Genomic DNA, 21,731 nt, shown 5'->3' with positions numbered 1-21,731 from the left:
GGAGGGAGACTGACGCCACCACGCAATCAGCACGGATAGGCATCACCATGAATGCGCGAAGCACCGTCGATGGCAATCAGATGAGCGCCGGGACCTGGGCGCTGCTTGCCCTGCTCGGCCTGATCTGGGGCGGATCGTTCTTCTTCGCCCGCGTTGCCGTCGCCCATGTGCCGCCCTTCACGCTGGTGTTCCTGCGTTTGGGCCTGGCAGCCCTGGCGCTGCATATCTACATCCGCGGCCGCTTCGGCATGTACGAGGCGCTTGCCGGCCGCTGGCGCGAATTCGCGCTGATGGGGCTGATCAACAACGCCATTCCGCACGCCTTCATCTTCCTTGGACAAACCCATATCGGCGCCGGACTGGCGGCGATCCTCAACGCCACGACGCCGGTCTGGACGGTGATCATCGCCAACATGGCGACCGAGGACGAGAAGCTGAGTTCCGCCAAGATCGCCGGCTGTCTGCTCGGGCTCGCCGGCACCGTCGTCCTGATCGGGCCGAGCGCCGTTGCCGGTCTCTTCGGCACCACAAGCAGCGTGCCGCTCTGGGCGCTGCTGCTGCCGGTGCTTGCCGCCATCAGCTATGGTTTTGCGGCGACCTACGGCAAACGCTTCCGCGATCTCGCGCCTCCCGTGACGGCCGCAGGCCAGCTGACCGCCTCGACGCTGATCGCGCTGCCGGTGGCCGCCTTTACGGACACGCCCTGGCTGCTGCCGATGCCGCCCGTCGAGGTGATCCTGTCGATCCTCGGCCTGGCGCTGGTTTCGACGGCCTATGCCTACATCTTTTTTTTCCGCATCATGCGCGCGGCCGGCGCCACCAATGCCTCACTGGTCACCCTGCTGGTGCCGCCAAGCGCGATCCTGCTCGGCTACCTCTTTCTCGGCGAGACGCTGCAGGCGGCCGATTTTGCCGGCATGGTGCTGATCGCCCTTGGCCTCGCCGTGCTCGACGGTCGAATCCTGCGTTTCAGGCGGGTCGCCTGACATCTGATCGTGGTCGGTTACAGGAAAAGCCCACACACCTTGAGTGCTTCGCACCGCGTGAAAAAGACATGGTTTGCGGGGGAATCGACGGCCGATTTTCGTCCCGCTCCGGGCCACTCACGCACGGTAACAAACGTTTATATTAACCTTGGTGAAGCGATTGTGAAAAAAATGTGGCAGCCTGGAAAATTAAATAAAATCAGAACTATAGGCCTGTGAATAAGGCAGCGCCGGCTCACGCATTTCGCACTGCAGCACAAGTTTCCCTTTAACGTGTCGTGATTTCGCCCTATGTTTTAACGCGTTAACGCAGGGAGGGTCTTCCATGGGCCTTACACATTCGCTGAATGTCATCATGATCAGTGCAGCGTTCGTATTCGTGGCCACGATGCTCTTCATCTGAGGAGCGGCCGCTGAGAGTCCAAACCGAATAGGGACTTAAATTTCCGGGAAACCATTTTGCAGCACCAAGCCAGTTAGACCGCCAAGAGAGCATAAGGTCTAGACGCTGCGACAAACGAGAAAGCGCCTGAAGATCGATCTTCGGGCGCTTTCCTTTTTGGTGGATGCTGTAGCGATCGGGACGCTTGCTGCGACCGCAGCCGAAGAGACCCCAAAAGGCATGGAGCCATACCAAAGCGCGGCGGCGACCTCTGTCTGCCAGGACACGCGGCGCGTTCGCAGCCATTCGGAAGTTCAACATGGCGAAGCGCACCTTGCCCGTCGCAAGGTGCGAGCGAAGGTCAGGCGGCCGCGCCGGCCGCCACCATCCGCGGTGCATCGATCGCGCCCACCGCTTCCACAGAGGCCCGCTCGAAACCGACGAGATCCAGCACGGCTGTCACCAGCGGCGTGCGGTTCATCGAATAGATATGGAAATCGCGTACGCCGCGCCGGGCGAGATCGACGATCTGCTCGGCGGCGATGTGGGTCGCCTCCTTGAAGCGCTCGACCGGCTGGTCCTCGAGATGCACGAGCCGCGTGACGATCGCCTCCGGCACGGTGGCGCCACAGAGGCCAGCGAATTTCTGCACCTGCGCCAGATTGTTGATCGGCAGAATGCCCGGCACGATCGGGATGTTGACGCCAGCGCGCCGCACTCGTTCGAGGTAGCGCTCGAAATCATTGTTGTCGAAGAAGAATTGGGTCAGGGCCCGGGTTGCGCCCGCATCGACCTTGCGCTTCAGCATGTCGATGTCAGCGGCGACGTCAGGGCTTTCCGGGTGCTTCTCCGGATAGGAGGAGACGGAAATCTCGATGTCGTCCCCGCGCGCACGGATCGCCCGCACGAGGTCGGTGCTGCTGGCGTAACCCTCGGGATGCGGCTGGTAAGTGCTGCCGATGCCGCCCTGGGGATCGCCGCGCAGCGCCACGAAGTGGCGGACGCCGAAGCTGAGATACTCGTCGATCACGGCATCGACCTCCGCCTTCGGCGCGCCGACGCAGGTCAGGTGCGCAGCGGTATTGGCAAAGCCGCTTTCCGCGATCAAGCGCCTGACCGTCGTCAGCGAACGCGCCTTGGTCGAGCCGCCGGCGCCGTAGGTGACGGTGATGAAGGCCGGACCGAAGGCCGAAAGGTCGTCTGCCGTCTGGAAGAGCTGCGCTTCCATCTCGTCGGTCTTGGGCGGGAAATATTCGAAGGAGAGCCGGAGATTGCCGCGTTCGGCCGGGTAAAGCGTCTGTGCCGTCATTATTATACTCCCCCCGCCTGGACACGCGGCCGCGGCGTTTCATTCTCGTTCACGGCCCGCCGATCACGCGCGAGCCAGATCGTCACCGTCAATTTTCCATCATTCGCCCCCTCAGGCGAAAGATCCGTGGTCTTCTCGAGCACAAGGCCAGCCTTCGCCAGCCAATCGGCCATCGCCTGGTGCGAGAAGCCGAGGCGCGCATGGGCGTGCTCGTCGCGCAGATGCTCAAGTCCGTGCGGCGCGAAGTCGATGATGACCAGCCGTCCACCCGGCATCAGCATGCGCGCGGCTTCCGCGATCGCGGCTTCCGGCTCTTCGAGGAAATGCAGCACCTGGTGAATGGTGACGAGGTCGAAGGTCTGGCCGTCGAGCGGCAGGTTAAAGATGTCCCCATGGCGGATCGACGCCTTGGTGATGCCAGCGCGATCGAGATTGGAGCGCGCCACCGCAAGCATGTCGCGGCTGGCGTCGACGCCGATACCGCGCCGATAGAGGCCCTCGAAGAGCTGCAGGATGCGGCCTGTGCCGGTGCCGAGATCGAGCAAGCTTTCGACCGGCTCGTCGCCCACCATTTCGCGCAGCTTCGCCTCGACGTCACGCTCGCTGACATGCAGGCGGCGAAGCTCGTCCCAGCCGGCGGCGTTGCGGCTGAAATAGGCCTGCGCCTTCTCCGAGCGCGCCTTCTTCAAGGTGGTGAGCCGGGCTGCATCACGCGCCAACACCGCGTCGTCGACGGAGGCGGAGGCCAGCATCGCCCGCACGAGCCCGACCCGGGCACCGTCCTGACGGAGGCGGAAATAGGCCCAGGCGCCCTCCTGGTAGCGGTCGATCAGCTCGACCTCCGCCAGCAGCTTCAGATGCCTGGAAATGCGTGGCTGCGATTGACCGAGAATTTCGGTAAGATCGGTGACGGTCAGATCGCCGGCGGCGAGAAGCGCGACGAGACGCATGCGGGTCGGCTCGCCCGCCGCCTTCAGCACGTCCACCAACGCATCCAGACCCAGTTCTCTCTGCAGAGCCATAGCGATCCCCATCAACACATAAAGATATGTTTATGTGATTTGCGGTGGTGACGCAAGCGGATTTGCGCGGAGAGGCCAAACAATGGCGCCGGCGGAACGGATGCTTGTGTATGGACGCCATGCGCCCCAAACGATGTCTCGGGCGGCACGTCAGGAGACCTGCGAAGGTCCCGCTAGTAGGCCGACTTCACGACCCGAATGAGGGCAGCCCCACGCAACCGTGACAAACCCGGCGCCCTTCCCGGTGTTGGGACGCCACCCTATCCGCGCCTCTGCCGCCCGAGGTACGCGTCATCCGCCAGCCCATCTCGCCGCAGCGATAGACAAACCTGCAAACGCCCGTTCGCGCCCGCCATCGGGACGGCAATCGCAGAGCTGATCGCTACGCCGACCCCTGGAGCGTCCCGCACGTTCATCCCCCACGCGGGCACAGCGATAAACAGACCCTGGCGCGCAACCGAGCGACAGCTGGTCTTCGCCTCAGGTCAGGAGACAAAGGAAAACGGGCGAAGCCTGCGCCTCGCCCGTTCCTAGAGCAAATGTTGCAGCGCCCGCTTCAACGGACGCAGCAAGGTCCAGCGCCACGATATGGCGGCGGCTGAAATCAGCGCGTCAGGCGCTTGTAGGTGACGCGCTTCGGGTTGACCGAGTCCGGGCCGAGGCGGCGGATCTTGTCCTTCTCGTAGTCTTCGAAGTTGCCTTCGAACCACTCGACCTGGCTGTCGCCTTCAAAAGCGAGGATGTGCGTTGCCAGGCGGTCGAGGAACATGCGGTCGTGGCTGATGATAACGGCGCAACCGGCGAAGTTTTCGAGCGCGATTTCGAGCGCTGCCAGCGTCTCGGTGTCGAGGTCGTTGGTCGGTTCGTCGAGCAGCAGCACGTTGCCGCCGTTCTTCAGCATCTTGGCGAGGTGAACGCGGTTGCGCTGACCGCCCGAGAGGTTGCCGACCTTCTGCTGCTGGTCGCCGCCCTTGAAGTTGAAGGTCGAGCAATAGGCGCGCGAGTTCATCTCGTGCTTGCCGAGCTTGATGACTTCAGCACCGCCGGAGATTTCTTCCCAGACGGTCTTGTTGCCGTCGAGCGCGTCGCGGCTCTGGTCGACATAGCCGAGGTGCACGGTATCACCGATGCGGATTGAGCCGCTGTCGGGCTGTTCCTGGCCGGTGATCATGCGGAAGAGCGTCGTCTTACCGGCGCCGTTCGGGCCGATGATGCCGACGATGCCGCCCGGCGGCAGCTTCAGCGACAGGCCGTCGATCAACAGGCGATCGCCATAGCCCTTGGTGACGCCTTCCATCTCGATGACCACCTGGCCGAGACGTTCGCCGACCGGGATGATGATCTGCGCGTCGCCGGGGCGCTGGTTTTCCGCCGCGTTGACCAGTTCGTCATAGGAGCGGATACGCGCCTTGGACTTGGCCTGACGAGCCTTGGGGCTGGATGCGATCCATTCCTGTTCGCGAGCGATCGCCTTCTGGCGGGACGCCTCTTCGCGACCTTCCTGCTGCATGCGCTTGGCCTTCGCAACCAGGTAGGCCGAGTAGTTGCCCTCGTAGGGGATGCTGCGGCCGCGGTCGAGCTCGAGGATCCAGCCGGTGACGTTGTCGAGGAAGTAACGGTCGTGGGTGATCATCAGCACGGCGCCCGGATACTCGCGCAGGTGCTTTTCGAGCCAGGCGATCGTCTCGGCGTCGAGGTGGTTGGTCGGTTCGTCGAGGAGCAGCAGGTCCGGCTGCGAGAGCAGCAGCTTGCAGAGCGCAACACGACGCTTTTCACCGCCCGACAGGTTGGTGACTTCCGCGTCGCCCGGCGGGCAGCGCAGCGCTTCCATGGCCATTTCGACCTGACTTTCCAGATCCCAGAGGTTCTGGCTGTCGATGATATCCTGGAGCTTGGCGCCCTCTTCCGCCGTCTCGTCGGAATAGTTCATCATCAGTTCGTTGTAGCGGTCGACGATCGCCTTCTTCTTGGCGACGCCTTCCATGGCGTTTTCAAGCACCGTCTTCGTCGGATCGAGCTGCGGCTCCTGCGGCAGGTATCCGACGGTCGCACCTTCGGCCACCCAGGCCTCGCCGGTGAATTCCTTGTCGAGGCCGGCCATGATGCGCAGAACCGTCGACTTACCGGCGCCGTTCGGGCCGAGGATACCGATCTTGGCATCCGGGTAGAACGACAGATGAACGTTCTCGAGAACCTTCTTCGCGCCGTAGGACTTATTAAGTCCGGCCATATGATAGATGAACTGACGTGCCATGAGGGAATGCTCCGCAGGGATAAGGAAATTTGCCCGCTATGTAGGCGAATTATAGGAAGGGGGCAATGATCAAAGGCATCCGCCCCCGCCCTATCCCAAAACGAACATCCCGATCGGAACGCCCGGCAGGCTCTCCCGGAAGGCGCCTAAAGCCGGCGCGGTCAAGGCCGCACCATAAGGCGCTGCCATGGCCGACCGGGCGAAACGCCCTACCCGCGACCGGCAGTATCGGCGATACCCTTGGCGCACTTGAACTCGGTCGTGCCTGCGGCCTGGATCAGCGGCCCGAGGCTCGCAGCCTTCATGACATCGCCCGTGAGCCCGATCGTCAGCCCGGTGATGATGCTGCGGCCCTGCACGGTCTGGCAGCGCATGCGCACCCGGTCGCCGGCTCCAGCGCCAAAACTCTGGTCGAAGGCCTGCTTGATCGCCGCCTCATCGAGTTCCGCACCCACACGCTGGCGGAAAAGTGCCCCGACCGCCGAGCGGTTGAGCTCTTCCAGCATGCGCAGCTGCACCGAGAAATAGTCGTCGACCGAGCCGCTCTGGCAGGTGCCGCTTCGCAGCCACTGGTGCCGGTCGAGACCGGATTGCACGCCGGGCATGGCGATAAGCAGCCGCGCCGCGGTGTCGTCGGCCATGGCAAGCTTCGGCAGCTCCAGCCAGCTGCCCTTGCGGTCGGTTGCCCGCGCTTCTGCCGCGACCCCGCAATAGCTCTTGCGCAGCGGCCACAGGCGATGCAGCGAGAGGTTGGTGGCATCGAAGCGTTCCGCCGTCTGGCTCTCGCATTCCTTGCGTTGCGGCCGCGTCTCGCAGAAACCGGGCTGCCAGCTGACCGCCAGCACGTAGTCGGTGCGGCTGGTTGAACTCGCCGGCGGAGCACCCTTGGATGCGTCTTCACCGGCAGCAAAGGCGCCGGAACCAAGCAACAGCGTCAGCGCTGCTAGGATGCCCGCCACAGAACCTGATATCGCTTTACAAAAACGGACCATGATATCCTCCCGCAAAAACAAAACGGGAACAAATATCGCCCAAAACGGGAAAATTGCAACCCCTAATGTAATGCACCGTCAAATCGCTTGTGACCTCATGCGCAACGATCAACAAGCGGCGATTGCCTTTGCCACGCAAATCGATTTGAAATCTCAAAGGTCTGTCGATTGCTTCCGGGAGTAGAGATGTTCGGGCAGGTGAAGACGCATCAGAGCCCGACCGGTGCCAGCTTGAGCTGGCGGCATTTTCCGGCAACCACAGAAGCCCGCGGCATCCTTCTCGTCAGCCATGGCCTTGCCGAGCATTCCGGCCGATATGCCCGCTTTGCCGAGGCGATGGCCGGCCACGGCTTCCATGTCTATGCCCACGACCATCGCGGCCACGGCGCGACGCAGGCGCCTGACGCCCAGCTTGGGATGTTCGCAAGCCGCGACGGCCTCGACAAGATATTCGCGGACATCCGGGCAGTGCGGGAGATTGCGACCACCGCCCATCCGGGCTTGCCGGTCATCCTCTTCGGCCATTCCATGGGTGGACTGATCGCGCTCAATGCCGCCGAAACCGATCCCGGCCTCTACGATGCGCTTGCCGTCTGGAACTCCAACTTCCGGCCGGGCCTTGCCGGCCGTGGCGGACAGGTGATCCTGAAGATCGAAAAGGCGCTCAAAGGGTCTGACGTGCCGAGCCCGCTTCTGACCAAGCTCACCTTCGGCATGTGGGGCGGCGCCATCAAGGATCGCAAGACCGATCTCGACTGGCTGTCGCGCGACGATGCCGAGGTCGCCAAATACGCCGCCGACCCGCTCTGCGGCTTCGATGCGACGGTCTCGCTCTGGCTCGATCTTTTCCGCCTGTCCTTCGATGGAGCCCGGCCCGACCGGCTGGCGCGGCTCCGGAAAAACCTGCCCATTCATCTCGTCGGCGGCAGCGCTGACCCGTCGACCGAGATGGGCAACGCCGTCCGCTGGCTTGGCACGAAGATGAAAGCCGCCGGTCTCAGCGACGTTAGCGTCACCGTCTATGACGGCATGCGCCACGAAACACTGAACGAACTCGGCCGGGACGAGGCGACGGCCGACTTTGCCGCCTGGTGCCTGCGCGCCGTCGCAGGGCGGCGCTGACCGGAAATATCATGGCCGACATGTCGCTTCCCAAGATCGCCGCCGACCACAACCGCATCTCCTTCGGGCTGACACTGATGGTGATCTCGGTGCTTCTGTCGCCGCTGATCGACATCTTCGCCAAGCTCGCGATCGCCACCGTTCCCTCGGCCGAAATCACCGCCGTGCGCTTTCTGCTGCAGGTCGTCTTCATCCTGCCGATCGTGCTCTTCCGCGGCAGCCTGTTTGATCTCACCTGGAAGAAGACCGGGCTGCACGCGTTGCGCGGCGGTCTGCTGGTCGTGACCATGCTCTCCTTCATTACCACGCTGAAGGTCATGGAAGTCGCCGACGCGATCGCGATCTTCTTCGTCGAGCCGATCATCCTCACGATCCTTGGCAGCATCTTCCTGAAGGAGACGATCGGCTGGCGGCGCTACACCGCCTGCGGCGTCGGCTTCTTCGGCGCGCTGCTCGTCATCCAGCCGAGCATGCAGGAGGTCGGCTGGATCGCCCTTCTGCCTGTTGTGGCCGCCTTTGGCCTTGCCGTTTTCCTGCTCGTCACCCGCATGGTCGCGCAAAATGAGGACCCCTGGTCGATGCAGTTTCACGCCGGCGTCTGGGGCGCGCTCTTCTGTCTCGTGCTGCTTTATTTCGGCGAAGGCACCGGTTCCGGCATCTTCGATCCGGTCTGGCCAGAAGGGTACACCTGGTATTACCTGCTCGGCGTCGGCGTCACCGCCACCATTTCAGGCGTGCTCGGCGTCTATGCCTATCGCGCCGCCCCGGCCTCGGTGCTGGCGCCGCTGCAGTATCTCGAAATCGTTTCGGCCACGATCTTCGGCTGGCTCGTCTTCGGCGACCTGCCCGACGCGCTGAAGTGGCTCGGCATCGCCATCATCATCGGCTCCGGCCTCTACATCATCTGGCGCGAGCGCCGCGTGCACAAGGACACGAGCGTCGCTCCGGTGTCGCCAGCCATCTGACAACAAAGCCATCTGAAAACAAAAGAAAGACCATCGGGAGGAATATCATGAAAACTGGAGGTCAGCTCATCGTTGACGCGCTCGTCGCCAACGGGGTGAAGCGCATCGCCTGCGTGCCGGGGGAAAGCTATCTCGCCGTGCTCGACGCGCTCTACGACACCGACATCGACGTGCTCGTCTGCCGCCAGGAAGGCGGGGCCGCGATGATGGCGGATGCCTGGGGGCGGCTGACCGGCGAGCCCGGCATCTGCATGGTGACCCGCGGCCCTGGCGCGACCAACGCTTCCGCCGGCCTCCATGTCGCCAAGCAGGATTCGATCCCGATGATCCTCTTCATCGGCCAAGTGCAGAGCGAAGCGCGCGAGCGCGAGGCCTTCCAGGAGATCGAATACCGCCGCGCCTTCACCGAGGTCGCCAAATGGGTGGGCGAGATCGACGATCCCGCCCGCATTCCGGAATTCGTCACCCGCGCCTTCGCGGTCGCCACGTCCGGCCGCCCCGGCCCTGTCGTGCTGACGCTCCCCGAGGACATGCTGACCCGCAGCGCCGAGGCGCCCGCCGCCAAACCCTACCAGCCGGTCGAGGGTCATCCAGGTCCGGCGCAGATGAAGCGGCTCGGCGAAATGCTGAGCAACGCCAAGCGCCCGATCGCCGTCCTCGGCGGCACTCGCTGGACAGCGGAAAGCGTTGCTGAATTCCAGCGCTTCGCTGAACGCTGGAAGCTGCCGGTCGGCTGCTCCTTCCGTCGCCAGATGCTGTTTGATCACCTGCACCCGATGTACGCCGGCGACGTCGGCATCGGCATCAACCCCGCTCTGGCAAAAGAGGTCAAGGAAGCGGATCTCATCCTGCTTATCGGCGGCCGCTTCTCGGAAATGCCCTCGTCCGGCTACACGCTGATGGACAGCCCCTACCCGCACCAGACGCTGGTGCATGTGCATCCTGACAGTTCCGAACTCGGCCGTGTTTACAGGCCGGAGCTGGCGATTGCCGCCAGCCCGCGCGACTTCGTCGCCGCGCTCGAAAGCCTTGCACCGCCGAGCGAACCGAGCTGGTCCGCACGCACCGAGACCATGCACGCCGCCTATCTCAAGTGGTCGACCCCGCCGGAAACCGGCCCGGGCGCGGTGCAGATGGGCCCGATCATGAACTGGATCGAGGCGAACGTGCCGGAGGATACGATCTTCACCAACGGCGCCGGCAACTACGCCACCTGGGTGCATCGCTTCCACCGCTTCCGCCGCTACGCCACCCAGGCAGCCCCGGCTTCGGGCTCAATGGGTTACGGCCTGCCGGCGGCGGTCGCCGCCAAGCAGCTGCATCCGGATCGCGAAGTCATCTGCTTTGCCGGGGATGGCTGCTTCCTGATGCACGGCCAGGAATTCGCAACCGCCGTGCGCTACCGCCTGCCGATCATCACCGTCGTCGTCAACAACGGTATCTACGGCACGATCCGCATGCACCAGGAGCGCGACTATCCCGGCCGCGTCAGCGCCACCGATCTCACCAACCCGGATTTCGCAGCCCTTGCCCGCGCCTATGGCGGCCACGGCGAGACGGTCGAGAAGACGGAAGAGTTTGCCGACGCCTTCCTCAGGGCGCGCGCCAGCGGCAAGCCGGCGATCATCGAGATCAAGCTCGATCCCGAAGCGATCACCCCGACGCGCACGCTAAGCGAGATCAGGGCGGGCTGAGCAAGTCTTGTTCGTGAAGGGTCCAATCACGGCGCAGACGCGCCGTGATTGGATTTCTGTGACAAGCACAGGAATGAGGGCGATGGAGCATTTGCGATAGGGCCCTTCTACCCACGCGCCCGCGCTTCTGTGCCTGCGAGCGCGCGGGCGAAGCGACGCTTCTCAGGGCGTCGTGCGCCAATTGAACGCCGATCGGCCACCATTATACCTCCCTCATTCCTGCGTTTGTCACAGGAGTCCAGCAGCGCCGCCTCGGCGGCGCGGGGAACGATCACGCCCGCTAACTGCCTGCGAGATACGTCCAGCCGCTTACTCCAGCCATTCCGTCGAAAACGCACCGGCCTCATGCAGATCGGTCGTCTCCAGGCGCCCCGGCCCGAGGTTCTCGAACTTGTGCGGCACATTGGCCGGCGCCACGACGATCTGACCGGCCTCGGCATCGATGATGCGGTCGCCGACGGTGAAGCGGGCGCGGCCGACGCGGACGATGAAGGTTTCCGGATAGGGATGGCGGTGCAATTTCGGCCCGTACCCGATCTCGTCGGTGGAAACGAAGATCACCGAAAGGCCTGCGCCATAGGCGCCGCCCTCGAATTCGCCCTTCCAGGCGTCGGGCTCATCCGCCCATTGCTCCCGCGAAATGAGATACGCTTCGGCCATGCCGATCCTCCACTGTCAGATGGAACGATGCGGCCGAGCGCGAGAGTTTGGATTTTGCGTGGCTCAGCCGCGGATATGCTGGGTCTGCTGGTAGACGGCCGTCGAGCGCGCGCCGGAACGGCAATAGCCGAGCATCGGCCGCTGGAACTCGTCGAGCGCGTCGACCATGCTCTTCACGGCATCGGCGGTCACGCCCATCGGGCCGACGGGAATGTGCTTGGTTTCGATGCCGAGTTCTTCGGCACGGGCGGCGATGGAATCAAAGGTCGGCTGGTCCGGCGCCTCGAAGTCCGGGCGGTGGCAGACGATGGACTTGAAGCCGAGCGCCTTGATCTGGTCGAGGTCCTCGACCGCGATCTGGCCGGTAACCGAGTATTCGTCGTTGATCTGGCGGATGTCCATGGTCGTCTTCCTTGAGGCAAATTTCCCGGCCTCTGATGTAGGCGCAGCCTTATCTCCCGTCAATTCAAAAGCCGCATCGTCAAGGCGCAGGATCAGACGACCGAAAAGGCGATGGCGTAGCTGCGCGCCTCGCCCGGCTGAAGCGGTGTCAGTTCCCCGGCCGCGGCCAACTCCGGCCGTTTGGCGATCCGGTGCGATACCGGCTCGATGCTGATCACGTTGGCCTCGCCGCGCTGGCAGCGCCACATCTGCAGGAAGGGCAAAGTATCGGCCCGGAACCGCACTTTCAGATTTCGGCCGCCGAGCCCCGCGAGATCCGCAAGCGTGACCTCCGACCAGCCATCGGAACCGACGGCCGCCGGCAGGCAGAAATGTGCGCTCTCGCCGGTGCCGAAGCACCAGGCGCTCTCCCCGCCTGCAAGCGAAGCGCTGACGATGCGGGTCTCGTCCCCGAGCAACCGGCCGCCAATGTTGAGGTGATACATCATGACAGGCGGAAAGGCGGTGACGCCGGAATTGACGACGCGATCTTCGAGCACCACTTCGTGCCGCGCGGCATCGATTCGCCAGCGCCGCTCGACCCGGGCCCGCCCGCCATCGGCGAGCGCCACCTCGATCGTCGCCGTGCACTCGGCCCCGTCGCTCGCCATCTCCATGTGGCTGACGGCTGTTCCGGCCAGTGACCCGTGCAGCGGATAGCGTGCGCCTTCCGCGCCACCTTCGATCGCCTCGGGATGGCGGATATGGTCTGGACCGCAGGTAAAGAGAAAACCGGCCAGCGCCCGGTCGATCCTCGGGTCCCCATCCGACGGGATCGCAGCACCCGGCGACAGGTCGACGCCGTCGACGACGAAGGCGGCGATATCGAGCGCCGAGAGCCGGTCGAACAGCACATGATTCTCTTGAAAATCCTGTGGTTCTTCGAGCGTCTTCAGCATGTTCTCTTCCTCAAATCGGCCGCAGAATCACTGCAATCACAAAGAGATGATAGCTGAGGAGAGACGCATTTCACCGGTTGAAGCCCGGGATTGCGCCGCCTAGATAGAATTTAACTGCTTGTTCATGATGAATTCATTTTTTTCACATTAACGTCGAAATCGAAATGTATCGCGCCACATTCACCACAATGAAAACAGGTTCTCTCGTGACGTCAGCGACCCGCACAGGCCTCTCGCTCCTCGCCGCAGTCGGCTTTCTTGCCGTGGATCTGACGGCCGCCTTCGCGCAGGACTATCGCGGCTACAATCGCTATGGCGACGATGTCATGCTGGTCACGCCCGACGGTGAAATCCTCGATTATGTACCCCGCTCCGACGAAGTACAGACCATGCGCGACAGCCGCGGCCGCACGCTTCTGATCGACAGCTGGGGTAATGTGGTCGCAACCGTGGTGCCCAATAATCGCGGCCGCCAACGCGACTACGGCGGCAACCGTCAGGGCGATTACGGCGGCTATCGCCGTCAGGGTGACGTGGATATCTATTCCAACCGACGCTACCGGGAAACCGAGCGCGGCTACGGCTATTCCGAGCCCGGCGACGTCACCGGCTCCGTTCCCGACTACCGCGACGTCGTTCCGCCGTCGACCGACGGCAACGAACTGCCAAACAGCCTACCCGGCCTGATCGACGGCACCCAGGAGGCTTCCGTCGATCCGAACGACGGCAACCCAATGCGCCAATCGATGCCGCCCGCGATCTCGGTCAAGTCGAAGTCGCGCGCCGAGATCACAGCACTTCAGGTCTTCCTCGACCGCGAAGGTTTTTCGCCGGGCGTGATCGACGGCAAGATGGGCTCGAACGTCACCAAGGCGATCGAAGCCTTTCAGCAGTCGACCGGCGAAACGCTCGATCCCAACAACACCGACGACATTCTCGAGCGGCTGCGGATGAACGGCGGCATGCCGATCACCAGCTACACGATCACGGCCGCCGACGCCGCCGGCCCCTATGTCGCGTCGATCCCCGAGGATTACGCGCACAAAGCGATGCTGCCGCACATGTCCTTCACCTCGACGACGGAAATGCTCGGCGAGAAGTTCCACATGGACGAGGCCTATTTGCGCGAGTTGAACCCGGGCGTCGATTTCACCATTCCAGGCACGATCATCAAGGTGATCAACCCCGGCGCCAACAAGACCGGCAAGGTCGCCCGCATCCTCGCCGACAAGGCGCGCAAGCAGGTGCTCGCCTATGACGACGCCGGCAAGCTGATTGCCGCCTATCCGGCAACGATCGGCTCGTCCGATACGCCGTCTCCGTCAGGCACGGTCAATGTCGAGCGCATCGCGCTCAATCCGGGCTACACATACAATCCGAAGATCAACTTCAAGCAGGGCAACAACGACAAGATTCTGACCCTGCAGCCGGGCCCGAACGGTCCCGTCGGCACGGTCTGGATCGCGCTCTCGAAGCCCACCTACGGCATTCACGGCACGCCGGAACCCTCGAAGATCGGCAAGACCCAGAGCCATGGCTGCGTGCGCCTGACCAACTGGGACGCGACCGAGCTTGCCAAGATGGTGAGCACGGGCGTCACGGTCGAGTTCGTCGACTGAGCGAAGCCGGCCGCCCGTTAACCGAACCGTTGTTTTTTTGGCATTTTTCTTGAGGCTTCCCCCAATTGGGTGAGTGACTTCGCGCCTGCAGCATAGATGATGGAGTTGCCTGGCCGACCATCCACGACGAGGCACTCTTTTTTAAATTTCTTTGCGCCGACCCGTCGGCTAAATCGTTTCAGACCTATCCATTTACGAAGACCGCAGCTGCCGACGACCCAGCTGCGGTTTTTTTTCGAGCGCCGGGTGCAAAAGCCCTCCCGCCGCTCTCCCCGTCCATCATGACTTCATGAAACATTGTCATGAGAATTTTTCCGGCAATCGGCTATCACCGGATATCTCAACGACAATGGCCGACCTGCGGCCGCACTTGAAGGATGGCCTGAATGGCGACGGAGCGCACCCTGCCCAACCTCTGGCATGCGACGGCACCGGCCGCCCCTGAGACCAGGCCGCTCAGCCAGGACCTGACGACCGATGTGGCGATCATAGGCGGCGGCTTTACCGGCCTCTCGGCAGCGCTGCACCTGGCCGAAAAAGGCGTGAAGGCAACGGTCATCGAAGCCAAGATGATCGGCTTTGGCGGCTCCGGCCGCAATGTCGGCCTCGTCAATGCCGGCATGTGGGTGAAGCCCGACGACCTGATCTCGACGCTCGGCCCCGAGGCCGGCAACCGGCTGCTGACCGAACTCGGCGACGGCCCTTCGATGGTCTATGCGCTCGTGGAAAAACACGGGATGCCTTGCGAGGCGGTGCGCAACGGTACGCTGCACATGGCCGTCGGCAGCGAGGGCGTCACCGAGATCAAGGACCGCGAAGCGCAGTGGCAGAAGCGCGGCGCGCCGGTCGAGGCGCTTTCGGCCGAGCGGGCGCACGCGCTCACCGGCGCTGAAGGTTTTTCCGGCGCCCTGCTCGACCGCCGCGCCGGCACCATCCAGCCGCTCGCCTATGCCCGCGGGCTCGCCCGCGCTGCCCTTGCCGCCGGTGCCGAGATCTACACCGACACGCCGCTGACCGGTGCGGAGCACCAGGGCGACAGCTGGGTACTGAAGGCCGGCAACAACACGGTCCGCGCGAAACAGGTGATCCTCGCCACCAATGCCTATGGCGGCCTCTTCGCCGAGAGCCCCTGGCAGGCCCATACGCAGGAACTGACGATCCTGCCCTATTTCCAGTTCGCCACCAATCCGCTGCCGGACGCCGTCGCCAAGCGCATCCTGCCGGAGCGCCAGGGCACTTGGGACACCGGCCTCGTCATGACCTCCTTCCGCATGGACCAGCAGAACCGGCTGATCTTCGGCTCGATCGGCCGGCTCGACGCGATCGCTGAAGGCACGCACCGCGCCTTTGCCGCCCGCTCGCTGCGCAAGCTCTTCCCCTTCATCGGCAATTTCCGGTTTGAGTACTGGTGGGACGGCCGCATCGGCATGACCACCAACAACCTGCCGGCCATGCACACGCTCGCCCCCAACGTCGTTTCCGTCAGCGGCTACAACGGCCGCGGCATCGCGCCGGGCACCGTCTTCGGCCGCGCACTCGCCAGCCACGTCACCGGCGAAACCTCGGCGATCCCGCTCGCCGAAACGCCCGTGACCCCGGACACCTGGCGCGGCGTGAAGTCCGCCTTCTACCACGCAGGCGCCCAGGCCAAGCACTTCATCGACCGTCGGTTCTGAGGTAGCGCACGGTGCGGACCGTTCATTTCGGTTCGCGACCATGCCATGCGGTTTCGCCACGGGGTGAAATGCGCGCCAGCCGGATTGCGCCGGCCCATGCTGACCTATCTTGAATATTGAAACCCTGAGGTGTAGCGACCGCCGCGGGTACCCCTCCAAACCTGCTGCCGGGTTGAAGGGCCGCGGAACTTTACTCGACGACCATGTTCATCAACGTCGAAGCGTAATCGGCAGACTTCGACCAGGAGCATCGGATCGTCTCATGCTGCACCCGCAGGTCAGGTTCTCGCCGTCCAATATCGCCGCCCTGAAGAAGTCCCTCCGGGATCGTTACCCGCACATCAAGTCATCCCACCTGGACGAGGCAATCGCCGCGTCGTTCGGCTTCAAATCCCATGCGGCATTGCGCCCGGCGCTGCTTCAGGTCGTCAACCACGCCCGGCTGATCGTCATCACCGATCATATGTTGCTTCTGCTTCGGCTGGAGGAACTGGGATACCGAGATATCGACGCCGGAGACTTGCGCCACCTGATGTGGGACATAAAATTCCCCGACCACTGGTACGATCAACACCTTGAAAAGGCCGTGACGAAACGCAGACGGCCGACAGCGGCCAATTCGCAATAGCGCAGCAGCGACCATCGGTGGCCCGTGCACGGTAGAGACCGTCGATGGCAAAGCCCAAAAACCGCTTGCGATTTGAAATCAGTCGGCTTAGCGTTGACCGATTGCACGTCGCAAGCAGACCCGTGCGAACGGGCCATTCGAGACAAGGAACTGGCCATGGCTAAGCTCGTGTTCGGAATGAACCAGTCGCTGGACGGCTACGTCGACCACATGGAGTTTGCGCCAAGTCCCACGCTCTTCCGCCATTTCATCAAGGAGGCCGAACAGCAGACGGGCAGCCTGTACGGCCGTCGGATCTATGAGATCATGCGCTACTGGGACGACGAGCATCCGGAATGGGATGCGGACAGACAGGCCTTCGCAGCCGCGTGGCGAAAGCAGCCGAAATGGGTCGTCTCGCGCTCCTCGGCGTCCGTCGGCCCCAATGCCCGGCTCGTCGACGGTGATCTTGCGGGCGCCGTGCGCAAGCTGAAGGCCGAGCACGACGGCGAGATCGAGGTGGCGGGCCCCGTCCTCGCGCACAGCCTCACCGAACTGGGCTTGATCGACGAGTACCGGATCTACCTGCACCCGGTCGTCCTTGGTCACGGCAACCCCTATTTCGCCGGCCCCCGCCCGCGGCTCCGCCTGATCGCTCATGATCGGATCGGCGAGGACGTGGTGCGGCTGGTCTACGTTCCCGCTTAGTCGCCGGACTTGCCGGTCCCGTCAGCGCGCGGCTCTGTGCTTCGCGCTAACGGCGTGAAATCCGCATTCGACCCGGTTCGTTTTTCAGCTGCAACCTTGGCTTTCAAGCCAGGTGAGCGCGCCGCGAACTGCGGCGGCAAGCTGGTGCTGCCTTTGCCCTCACTCGGAGCGTCTCCAGCGATATGACCAACCGTCGATCCTTTCTCCGGTGGCCTTCAGCAACAAGGCGTCAGGCAGGAACTGGCCACGCACCAGGCCAATCTTTTCGAGAACACGGCAGCTGCTCTCATGTGCTGCCGCGCATATGGTATGAACCTCGGATAGGGGTGACTGCTGCTTGACCCAATGCATAATCGCAAGACCGGCTTCCGTCGCCAGCCCCCGTCCCCAATAGGCCGGACCGATGCCATAGTGAATTTCCGCGCCGTCCCCATCCACAAACATGAGGAAGAGGCCCATCGGCCGCTGGTCGCTGCGGTCGATGATGCTCCAGATGAAGCGGTCACCATCCGCCCAGCTGCTTTCTCCCCACGCATGGATGACCGCCTCGGTGCTGGATTGTGCGGGATGAGCGCCGCGCGGCAAAAATCGTGCTGCCATGCTGTTGCCGGTGTATTCCGTAAACACGGACGCCGCGTGTTCAGAGCGGGCTGCACGCAGGTGAAGACGGCTTGTCTTTAGTTCAACGGGCGGCGTGATCAACTTCAGGTGTCCGGGCGAGGCAGAGCGCGGACATCTTAATTCCATCGGGACAAAGAGCGAAAGCCACCATCGATCGCTTCCGGCGTAGAAAGTCCCTGGCCGCGCGGTGAAGCTGCCCCCAACATCACTGCGCCGCGATCAGCAAAGCAAAACGCCTCGGATCATCCCTGACCCGAGGCGTTGTCTCTCGAACGGAAGGCGCGATTACGCCGCTGCGCGGTAACCCGAGCCGGCGCTGACCTGCACCTGACCCGACGTGCGGAACGCCCGCAGACGCGTGGCGATGTGCTCGGCCTCTCCCGTCAATGCCTGGCTTGCGGCGTTCGCCTGCTCGACCATGGCGGCGTTCTGCTGGGTGATCTGGTCCATCTGGGTAATCGCGGTGTTGACCTCCTGCAGGCCGGTTGCCTGTTCGGCGGTGCTGGCGCGGATGGCGCCGAAGACGGAGCTGACTTCGACGACCTGGGCGACGATCTGCTGCAGCGACTGCGCCACCTGATTGACCGAATTGACGCCGTCGTCCACCTGGCCGCGCGACTTGGCGATCAGGCCCTGGATGTCCTTGGCCGCTTCGGCGCAGCGCTGGGCCAGCGCCCGGACTTCGGAGGCGACAACCGCAAAGCCCCTGCCCGCCTCGCCGGCGCGGGCCGCTTCGATGCCGGCGTTCAGCGCCAGGAGGTTGGTCTGGAAGGCGATCTCGTCGATGACGTCGACGATCCGCGCGATGCTGGCGGAAGACGTCTGGATCTCCTGCATCACCTCGATCGCGTGGCTGACGATCTCGCCGCTCTGTTCGGCATTGGCGCGGGCGGCAATCACGGTCGAGTTCGCCTGGTTGGCGCCTTCGGCCGTCTGCTTGACCGTGCGCGTCACTTGCTCGACGGCAGCGGCCGTCTCTTCAAGGTTGGCCGCCTGCCGTTCCGTGCGCCGGGCCAGATCGTCGGCAGCCGCCGCAATCTCCTTGGCGCTCGTGTGGATCTGGCTGGCGCCGGCCTCGATGCCGCCGATGGCGCGTGCAAGCTCGCCGATCGCGTGGTTGAAATTTTCGCCAAGCTCCTGATAGGCAACCGGCAGGTCCCCACCGATGCGTGCCGTCAAGTCGCCATCGGCGATCTTCTTCAGCGCCGCGCCGAAGGTCTTGCTGATCAGCGCGCGTTCGGCAGCCAGCACTTCTTCCTGCACCGCACGTTGCTTGGTGACGTCGGAGGCGTCCATGTAGACGGAGATCGACAGATCCATGTCGAGGAAGACGCCCTTGATCAGGCTCGACAGCATCGCGCCCATGTCCTCGGCCGAGGTCCCCTTGCGCGAGAACAGGCCGGCCTTCGGCCAGTGCGCCTTGACGATTTCGGTGATCAGATGCTCGGCGATCAGCGCGTAGCCGCCGATGTACCAGCGCGGCTCGAGCCCGATGCGGGCGTGCACCAGGCCGATGGTGCGAACCTTGGCGCTGTAATCCTCGTTGAAATTGGCATCGACGATATTGGCCCAGTGGCCGACCTGGGCGCCCTTGGCGCGGTCGATATGAGCGTCGGAGGAGAAGAAGCGCTTGGTCTCGGGCGTCGTCTTGACCTTGACGTAGAACTTGTCGAGCGCGGGTTTAAGTTCCTTCTCGAGGATCGGCTTCAGCGCCTTCAGGCTCGTCTTGGCGGCGTCATCGAGCGCCATGAAATTCAGACGACCGGCAACGTCTTGCGTGCCGGCAGCGGCGTGTTCCGTTTTCATGCGCGAACTTCCCTGCATGCTCATTTCTGGATCATGGAGACAGGATCTAGGGCGCTGCAGCGTCTGAGATCATGGCCGCAATCATGGCGGCTGGTTGCCCTGTTCAGTCGGTCGCAGGGGCAAGCTGTGTCCTGGGCCACTGATAGAAGCGCAGGGTAAAGGAAGCCTTACGCGAAACAGCTATTTCGCGAGGCCTGAAATACAACTCAACCGGAACTGACGAATATCAATTCCGGTTGATACGCAATAAACGGTGGAACGGCGAAGGATCAGGCGGCGTTTCGCGAAGCCCAGGATGGCATGCGCGCAGCCCAGGAGCGGCGCGTCTTGACCGGCATCAGCGCCTGCACTTCCTTGGCGAGGGCTGCTGCGTTTTCCCGCGCCTTGTCGAGATTGCTGACGCGGTTCGGATCCATCGTCTGCAGCGTGCCGCCAAAATCGAAGATCTCGCGATAGGCGGCGCGCTCGACGATCGGCGTGTCGAGAACCGAGACGCCGCGCTCGGCGAGCATCGCCTTGATCGTCTGCAGCGCACGCGTGGTGACCAGCGAATTGACGCGGGTGAGCACCACAGAATGGTTGATGCGCAGGCCCGAACGGTCCTGGATCTGGCGGATCAGCTCAAGAATTTGAGCCGCACCCTTGGCATCCATGGCGCAGCCCTGCACCGGGATCAGCACCTGGTCAGAGATGGCGAGTGCAAGTGCTACGATCTGGTCCTTGGCGCCCGCGAGATCGATGACGATATAATCCGCTTCGTCCTTCGCCTCGCGGATATGACATTCGAGCGAGCCGGGCGTGATGTGCGAAATGACGGTGAGGTTGGCGATATGGCCGGAAGCCTCCGCCCAGCTGGTGATCCAGCGCTGCGGATCGGCATCGAGGACGACTACCCGGTGCCCCTGCCGCGCCAGTTCCGTCGACAGGATCAGCGCCGCGGTCGTCTTGCCCGCACCACCCTTTGCATTGGCGAAAGTGATGACCGCCATGATATTCCCCATTCTATGCCTGTATCGCGCTGAACCGGACGGCCACAGCCGGTGGTTCGCTTCTTAACGAAACCTTACAGAATTTGGTTAACGAAACGGTAACGCCGGCACGTCAAACCTGACAGTCGGCCTTAAGGCTGCGTGCCAGAGACACTGCTATGGTGATGAAAATGCTGGAGTTCTGGCCTCAGACCGGCAAAACTGCCGGTTCGCTCACGTGCTGTGATCGATAGCACATCGACGAGAACGGCCCGTGCCGCACCGCCTCGCCTGTCGGGCTGAGCAGGGTCAGCACGTCATTCGCAAACGCCTGGGCGTTGGCCTGCGCCTTGGCAAGGTTGCTGACCTTCGCGGGGTCGAGAGAGGAAAGCGTGTCGCCCCGCTCAAAGAGTTCGCGGAAGGCCGTACGCTCCACCAGCGGGGTATCGACGAGCCGGATCCGGTTCTCCGAAAGCAGCAGCTTGACCCGGCGCATCGCCCGCGTCGTCACGATCGGGTTGACCCGGGTCAGCAGAACCGCGTGGTTGATGTTGGCGCGCGCGTTGTTCTCGATGTGGCGGATCAGGTCCAGCACCTGGATGGCGCCGCGCGCATCCATCACACAGCCCTGCACCGGGATCAGCGTCAGGTCCGAAAGACCGATCGCCAGCGCCACCAGCACGTCGGCCGCCCCGGAGAGATCGATGATCACATGCTCGACCTGACCGCGCAGCCGCCGGAGATGATCGCTGAGCGTGGTTGTCGCTACACCTGAGAGAACGAAGAGATTGCCATCGTTGCGGCCGTGGCGGAACCAGTCGGTCATGCAGGCGAGTGGATCGCAATCAAGAACCGCAACGCGATCGCCGCGCCGGGCGAATTCGCAGGCAAGCAGCAAGGCTGCCGTTGTCTTGCTGGCTCCCCCCTTCGCATTCGCGAGGGATACAATCGCCATCGGTCGACCCTAACTCAACGCAGGCCCGGATTTTCGCGGGCCGAT

The 21,731-nt window shown here is 63.4% G+C and carries 19 protein-coding genes; 8 read left to right on the top strand and 11 right to left on the bottom strand.

What is annotated here, in order from left to right:
• Positions 1–47: 47 nt before the first annotated feature.
• Positions 48–986, top strand: a complete 939-nt coding sequence (locus ASD01_RS00750) for a DMT family transporter (protein WP_060528751.1) — start codon at positions 48–50, stop codon at positions 984–986.
• 743 nt (positions 987–1,729) lie between these two features.
• Here the strand turns inward: ASD01_RS00750 and metF are convergent.
• From metF to ASD01_RS00730, 4 genes are all read right to left on the bottom strand, one after another.
• Entirely contained in the window at positions 1,730–2,677 is a 948-nt protein-coding gene (gene metF / locus ASD01_RS00745) for a methylenetetrahydrofolate reductase [NAD(P)H] (RefSeq protein WP_034792372.1), read from the bottom strand.
• Between the two features lie 2 nt (positions 2,678–2,679).
• Complete coding sequence (locus ASD01_RS00740) at positions 2,680–3,699, bottom strand: ArsR/SmtB family transcription factor (RefSeq protein ID WP_034792368.1); 1,020 nt, start codon at positions 3,697–3,699, stop codon at positions 2,680–2,682.
• Positions 3,700–4,303: 604 nt separating this feature from the next.
• A complete protein-coding gene (gene ettA / locus ASD01_RS00735; RefSeq protein ID WP_034792366.1) occupies positions 4,304–5,953 on the bottom strand; it encodes an energy-dependent translational throttle protein EttA in 1,650 nt (549 codons plus the stop codon).
• Between the two features lie 209 nt (positions 5,954–6,162).
• On the bottom strand, positions 6,163–6,945 hold the full coding sequence (locus ASD01_RS00730; RefSeq protein WP_060643518.1) for a ribonuclease T2 family protein: 783 nt from the start codon (positions 6,943–6,945) through the stop codon (positions 6,163–6,165).
• Positions 6,946–7,131: 186 nt separating this feature from the next.
• On the opposite strand from ASD01_RS00730, the gene ASD01_RS00725 reads away from it, so the two are divergent.
• From ASD01_RS00725 to ASD01_RS00715, 3 genes are read left to right on the top strand one after another with little or no spacing between them, the layout of a single operon-like run.
• Positions 7,132–8,067 carry an alpha/beta fold hydrolase gene (locus ASD01_RS00725; protein WP_060528750.1) on the top strand — a complete coding sequence of 312 codons (936 nt, stop codon included), beginning with the start codon at positions 7,132–7,134 and terminating at the stop codon, positions 8,065–8,067.
• A gap of 11 nt (positions 8,068–8,078) precedes the next feature.
• Positions 8,079–9,032: a DMT family transporter gene (locus ASD01_RS00720; protein WP_034792361.1), complete on the top strand. Its 954-nt coding sequence runs from the start codon at positions 8,079–8,081 to the stop codon at positions 9,030–9,032.
• A gap of 47 nt (positions 9,033–9,079) precedes the next feature.
• Positions 9,080–10,726, top strand: a complete 1,647-nt coding sequence (locus ASD01_RS00715) for a thiamine pyrophosphate-binding protein (protein WP_034792359.1) — start codon at positions 9,080–9,082, stop codon at positions 10,724–10,726.
• A 309-nt stretch (positions 10,727–11,035) separates the two neighbouring features.
• Here the strand turns inward: ASD01_RS00715 and ASD01_RS00710 are convergent, their stop codons facing one another.
• The 3 genes from ASD01_RS00710 to ASD01_RS00700 form a co-directional block, all read right to left on the bottom strand.
• A complete protein-coding gene (locus tag ASD01_RS00710; RefSeq protein ID WP_034792357.1) occupies positions 11,036–11,386 on the bottom strand; it encodes a cupin domain-containing protein in 351 nt (116 codons plus the stop codon).
• A gap of 63 nt (positions 11,387–11,449) precedes the next feature.
• Entirely contained in the window at positions 11,450–11,788 is a 339-nt protein-coding gene (locus tag ASD01_RS00705; protein ID WP_034792356.1) for a protein tyrosine phosphatase family protein, read from the bottom strand.
• A gap of 92 nt (positions 11,789–11,880) precedes the next feature.
• Positions 11,881–12,726, bottom strand: a complete 846-nt coding sequence (locus ASD01_RS00700) for a DUF4432 family protein (RefSeq protein ID WP_051659247.1) — start codon at positions 12,724–12,726, stop codon at positions 11,881–11,883.
• A gap of 164 nt (positions 12,727–12,890) precedes the next feature.
• Here ASD01_RS00700 and ASD01_RS00695 point away from each other — a divergent pair, with 164 nt between their 5' ends.
• From ASD01_RS00695 to ASD01_RS00680, 4 genes are all read left to right on the top strand, one after another.
• Positions 12,891–14,345, top strand: coding sequence for a L,D-transpeptidase family protein (locus ASD01_RS00695; protein WP_034792355.1), 1,455 nt, complete (start codon positions 12,891–12,893; stop codon positions 14,343–14,345).
• A gap of 386 nt (positions 14,346–14,731) precedes the next feature.
• Complete coding sequence (locus ASD01_RS00690) at positions 14,732–16,021, top strand: NAD(P)/FAD-dependent oxidoreductase (RefSeq protein WP_034792353.1); 1,290 nt, start codon at positions 14,732–14,734, stop codon at positions 16,019–16,021.
• A 262-nt stretch (positions 16,022–16,283) separates the two neighbouring features.
• Positions 16,284–16,649 carry a hypothetical protein gene (locus ASD01_RS00685; protein ID WP_034792351.1) on the top strand — a complete coding sequence of 122 codons (366 nt, stop codon included), beginning with the start codon at positions 16,284–16,286 and terminating at the stop codon, positions 16,647–16,649.
• A 156-nt stretch (positions 16,650–16,805) separates the two neighbouring features.
• Positions 16,806–17,336 (top strand): dihydrofolate reductase family protein, encoded by a 531-nt coding sequence (locus ASD01_RS00680; protein ID WP_034792349.1) that lies wholly within the window; start codon positions 16,806–16,808, stop codon positions 17,334–17,336.
• A 159-nt stretch (positions 17,337–17,495) separates the two neighbouring features.
• Here the strand turns inward: ASD01_RS00680 and ASD01_RS00675 are convergent, their stop codons facing one another.
• The 4 genes from ASD01_RS00675 to ASD01_RS00660 form a co-directional block, all read right to left on the bottom strand.
• The gene (locus ASD01_RS00675; protein ID WP_034793572.1) at positions 17,496–18,038 is read right to left on the bottom strand and encodes a GNAT family N-acetyltransferase; all 543 of its coding nucleotides are present in this window, start codon (positions 18,036–18,038) and stop codon (positions 17,496–17,498) included.
• A 204-nt stretch (positions 18,039–18,242) separates the two neighbouring features.
• Positions 18,243–19,763 carry a globin-coupled sensor protein gene (locus ASD01_RS00670; protein ID WP_051659245.1) on the bottom strand — a complete coding sequence of 507 codons (1,521 nt, stop codon included), beginning with the start codon at positions 19,761–19,763 and terminating at the stop codon, positions 18,243–18,245.
• Between the two features lie 269 nt (positions 19,764–20,032).
• A complete protein-coding gene (locus ASD01_RS00665) occupies positions 20,033–20,752 on the bottom strand; it encodes a ParA family protein (RefSeq protein WP_034792347.1) in 720 nt (239 codons plus the stop codon).
• Between the two features lie 187 nt (positions 20,753–20,939).
• Positions 20,940–21,686 carry a ParA family protein gene (locus tag ASD01_RS00660; RefSeq protein ID WP_051659244.1) on the bottom strand — a complete coding sequence of 249 codons (747 nt, stop codon included), beginning with the start codon at positions 21,684–21,686 and terminating at the stop codon, positions 20,940–20,942.
• Positions 21,687–21,731 lie beyond the last annotated feature (45 nt).

Source organism: Ensifer sp. Root423 (assembly GCF_001426275.1).
GTDB lineage: Bacteria > Pseudomonadota > Alphaproteobacteria > Rhizobiales > Rhizobiaceae > Ensifer > Ensifer adhaerens.
This window is presented reverse-complemented; position numbering and strand designations above follow the sequence as displayed.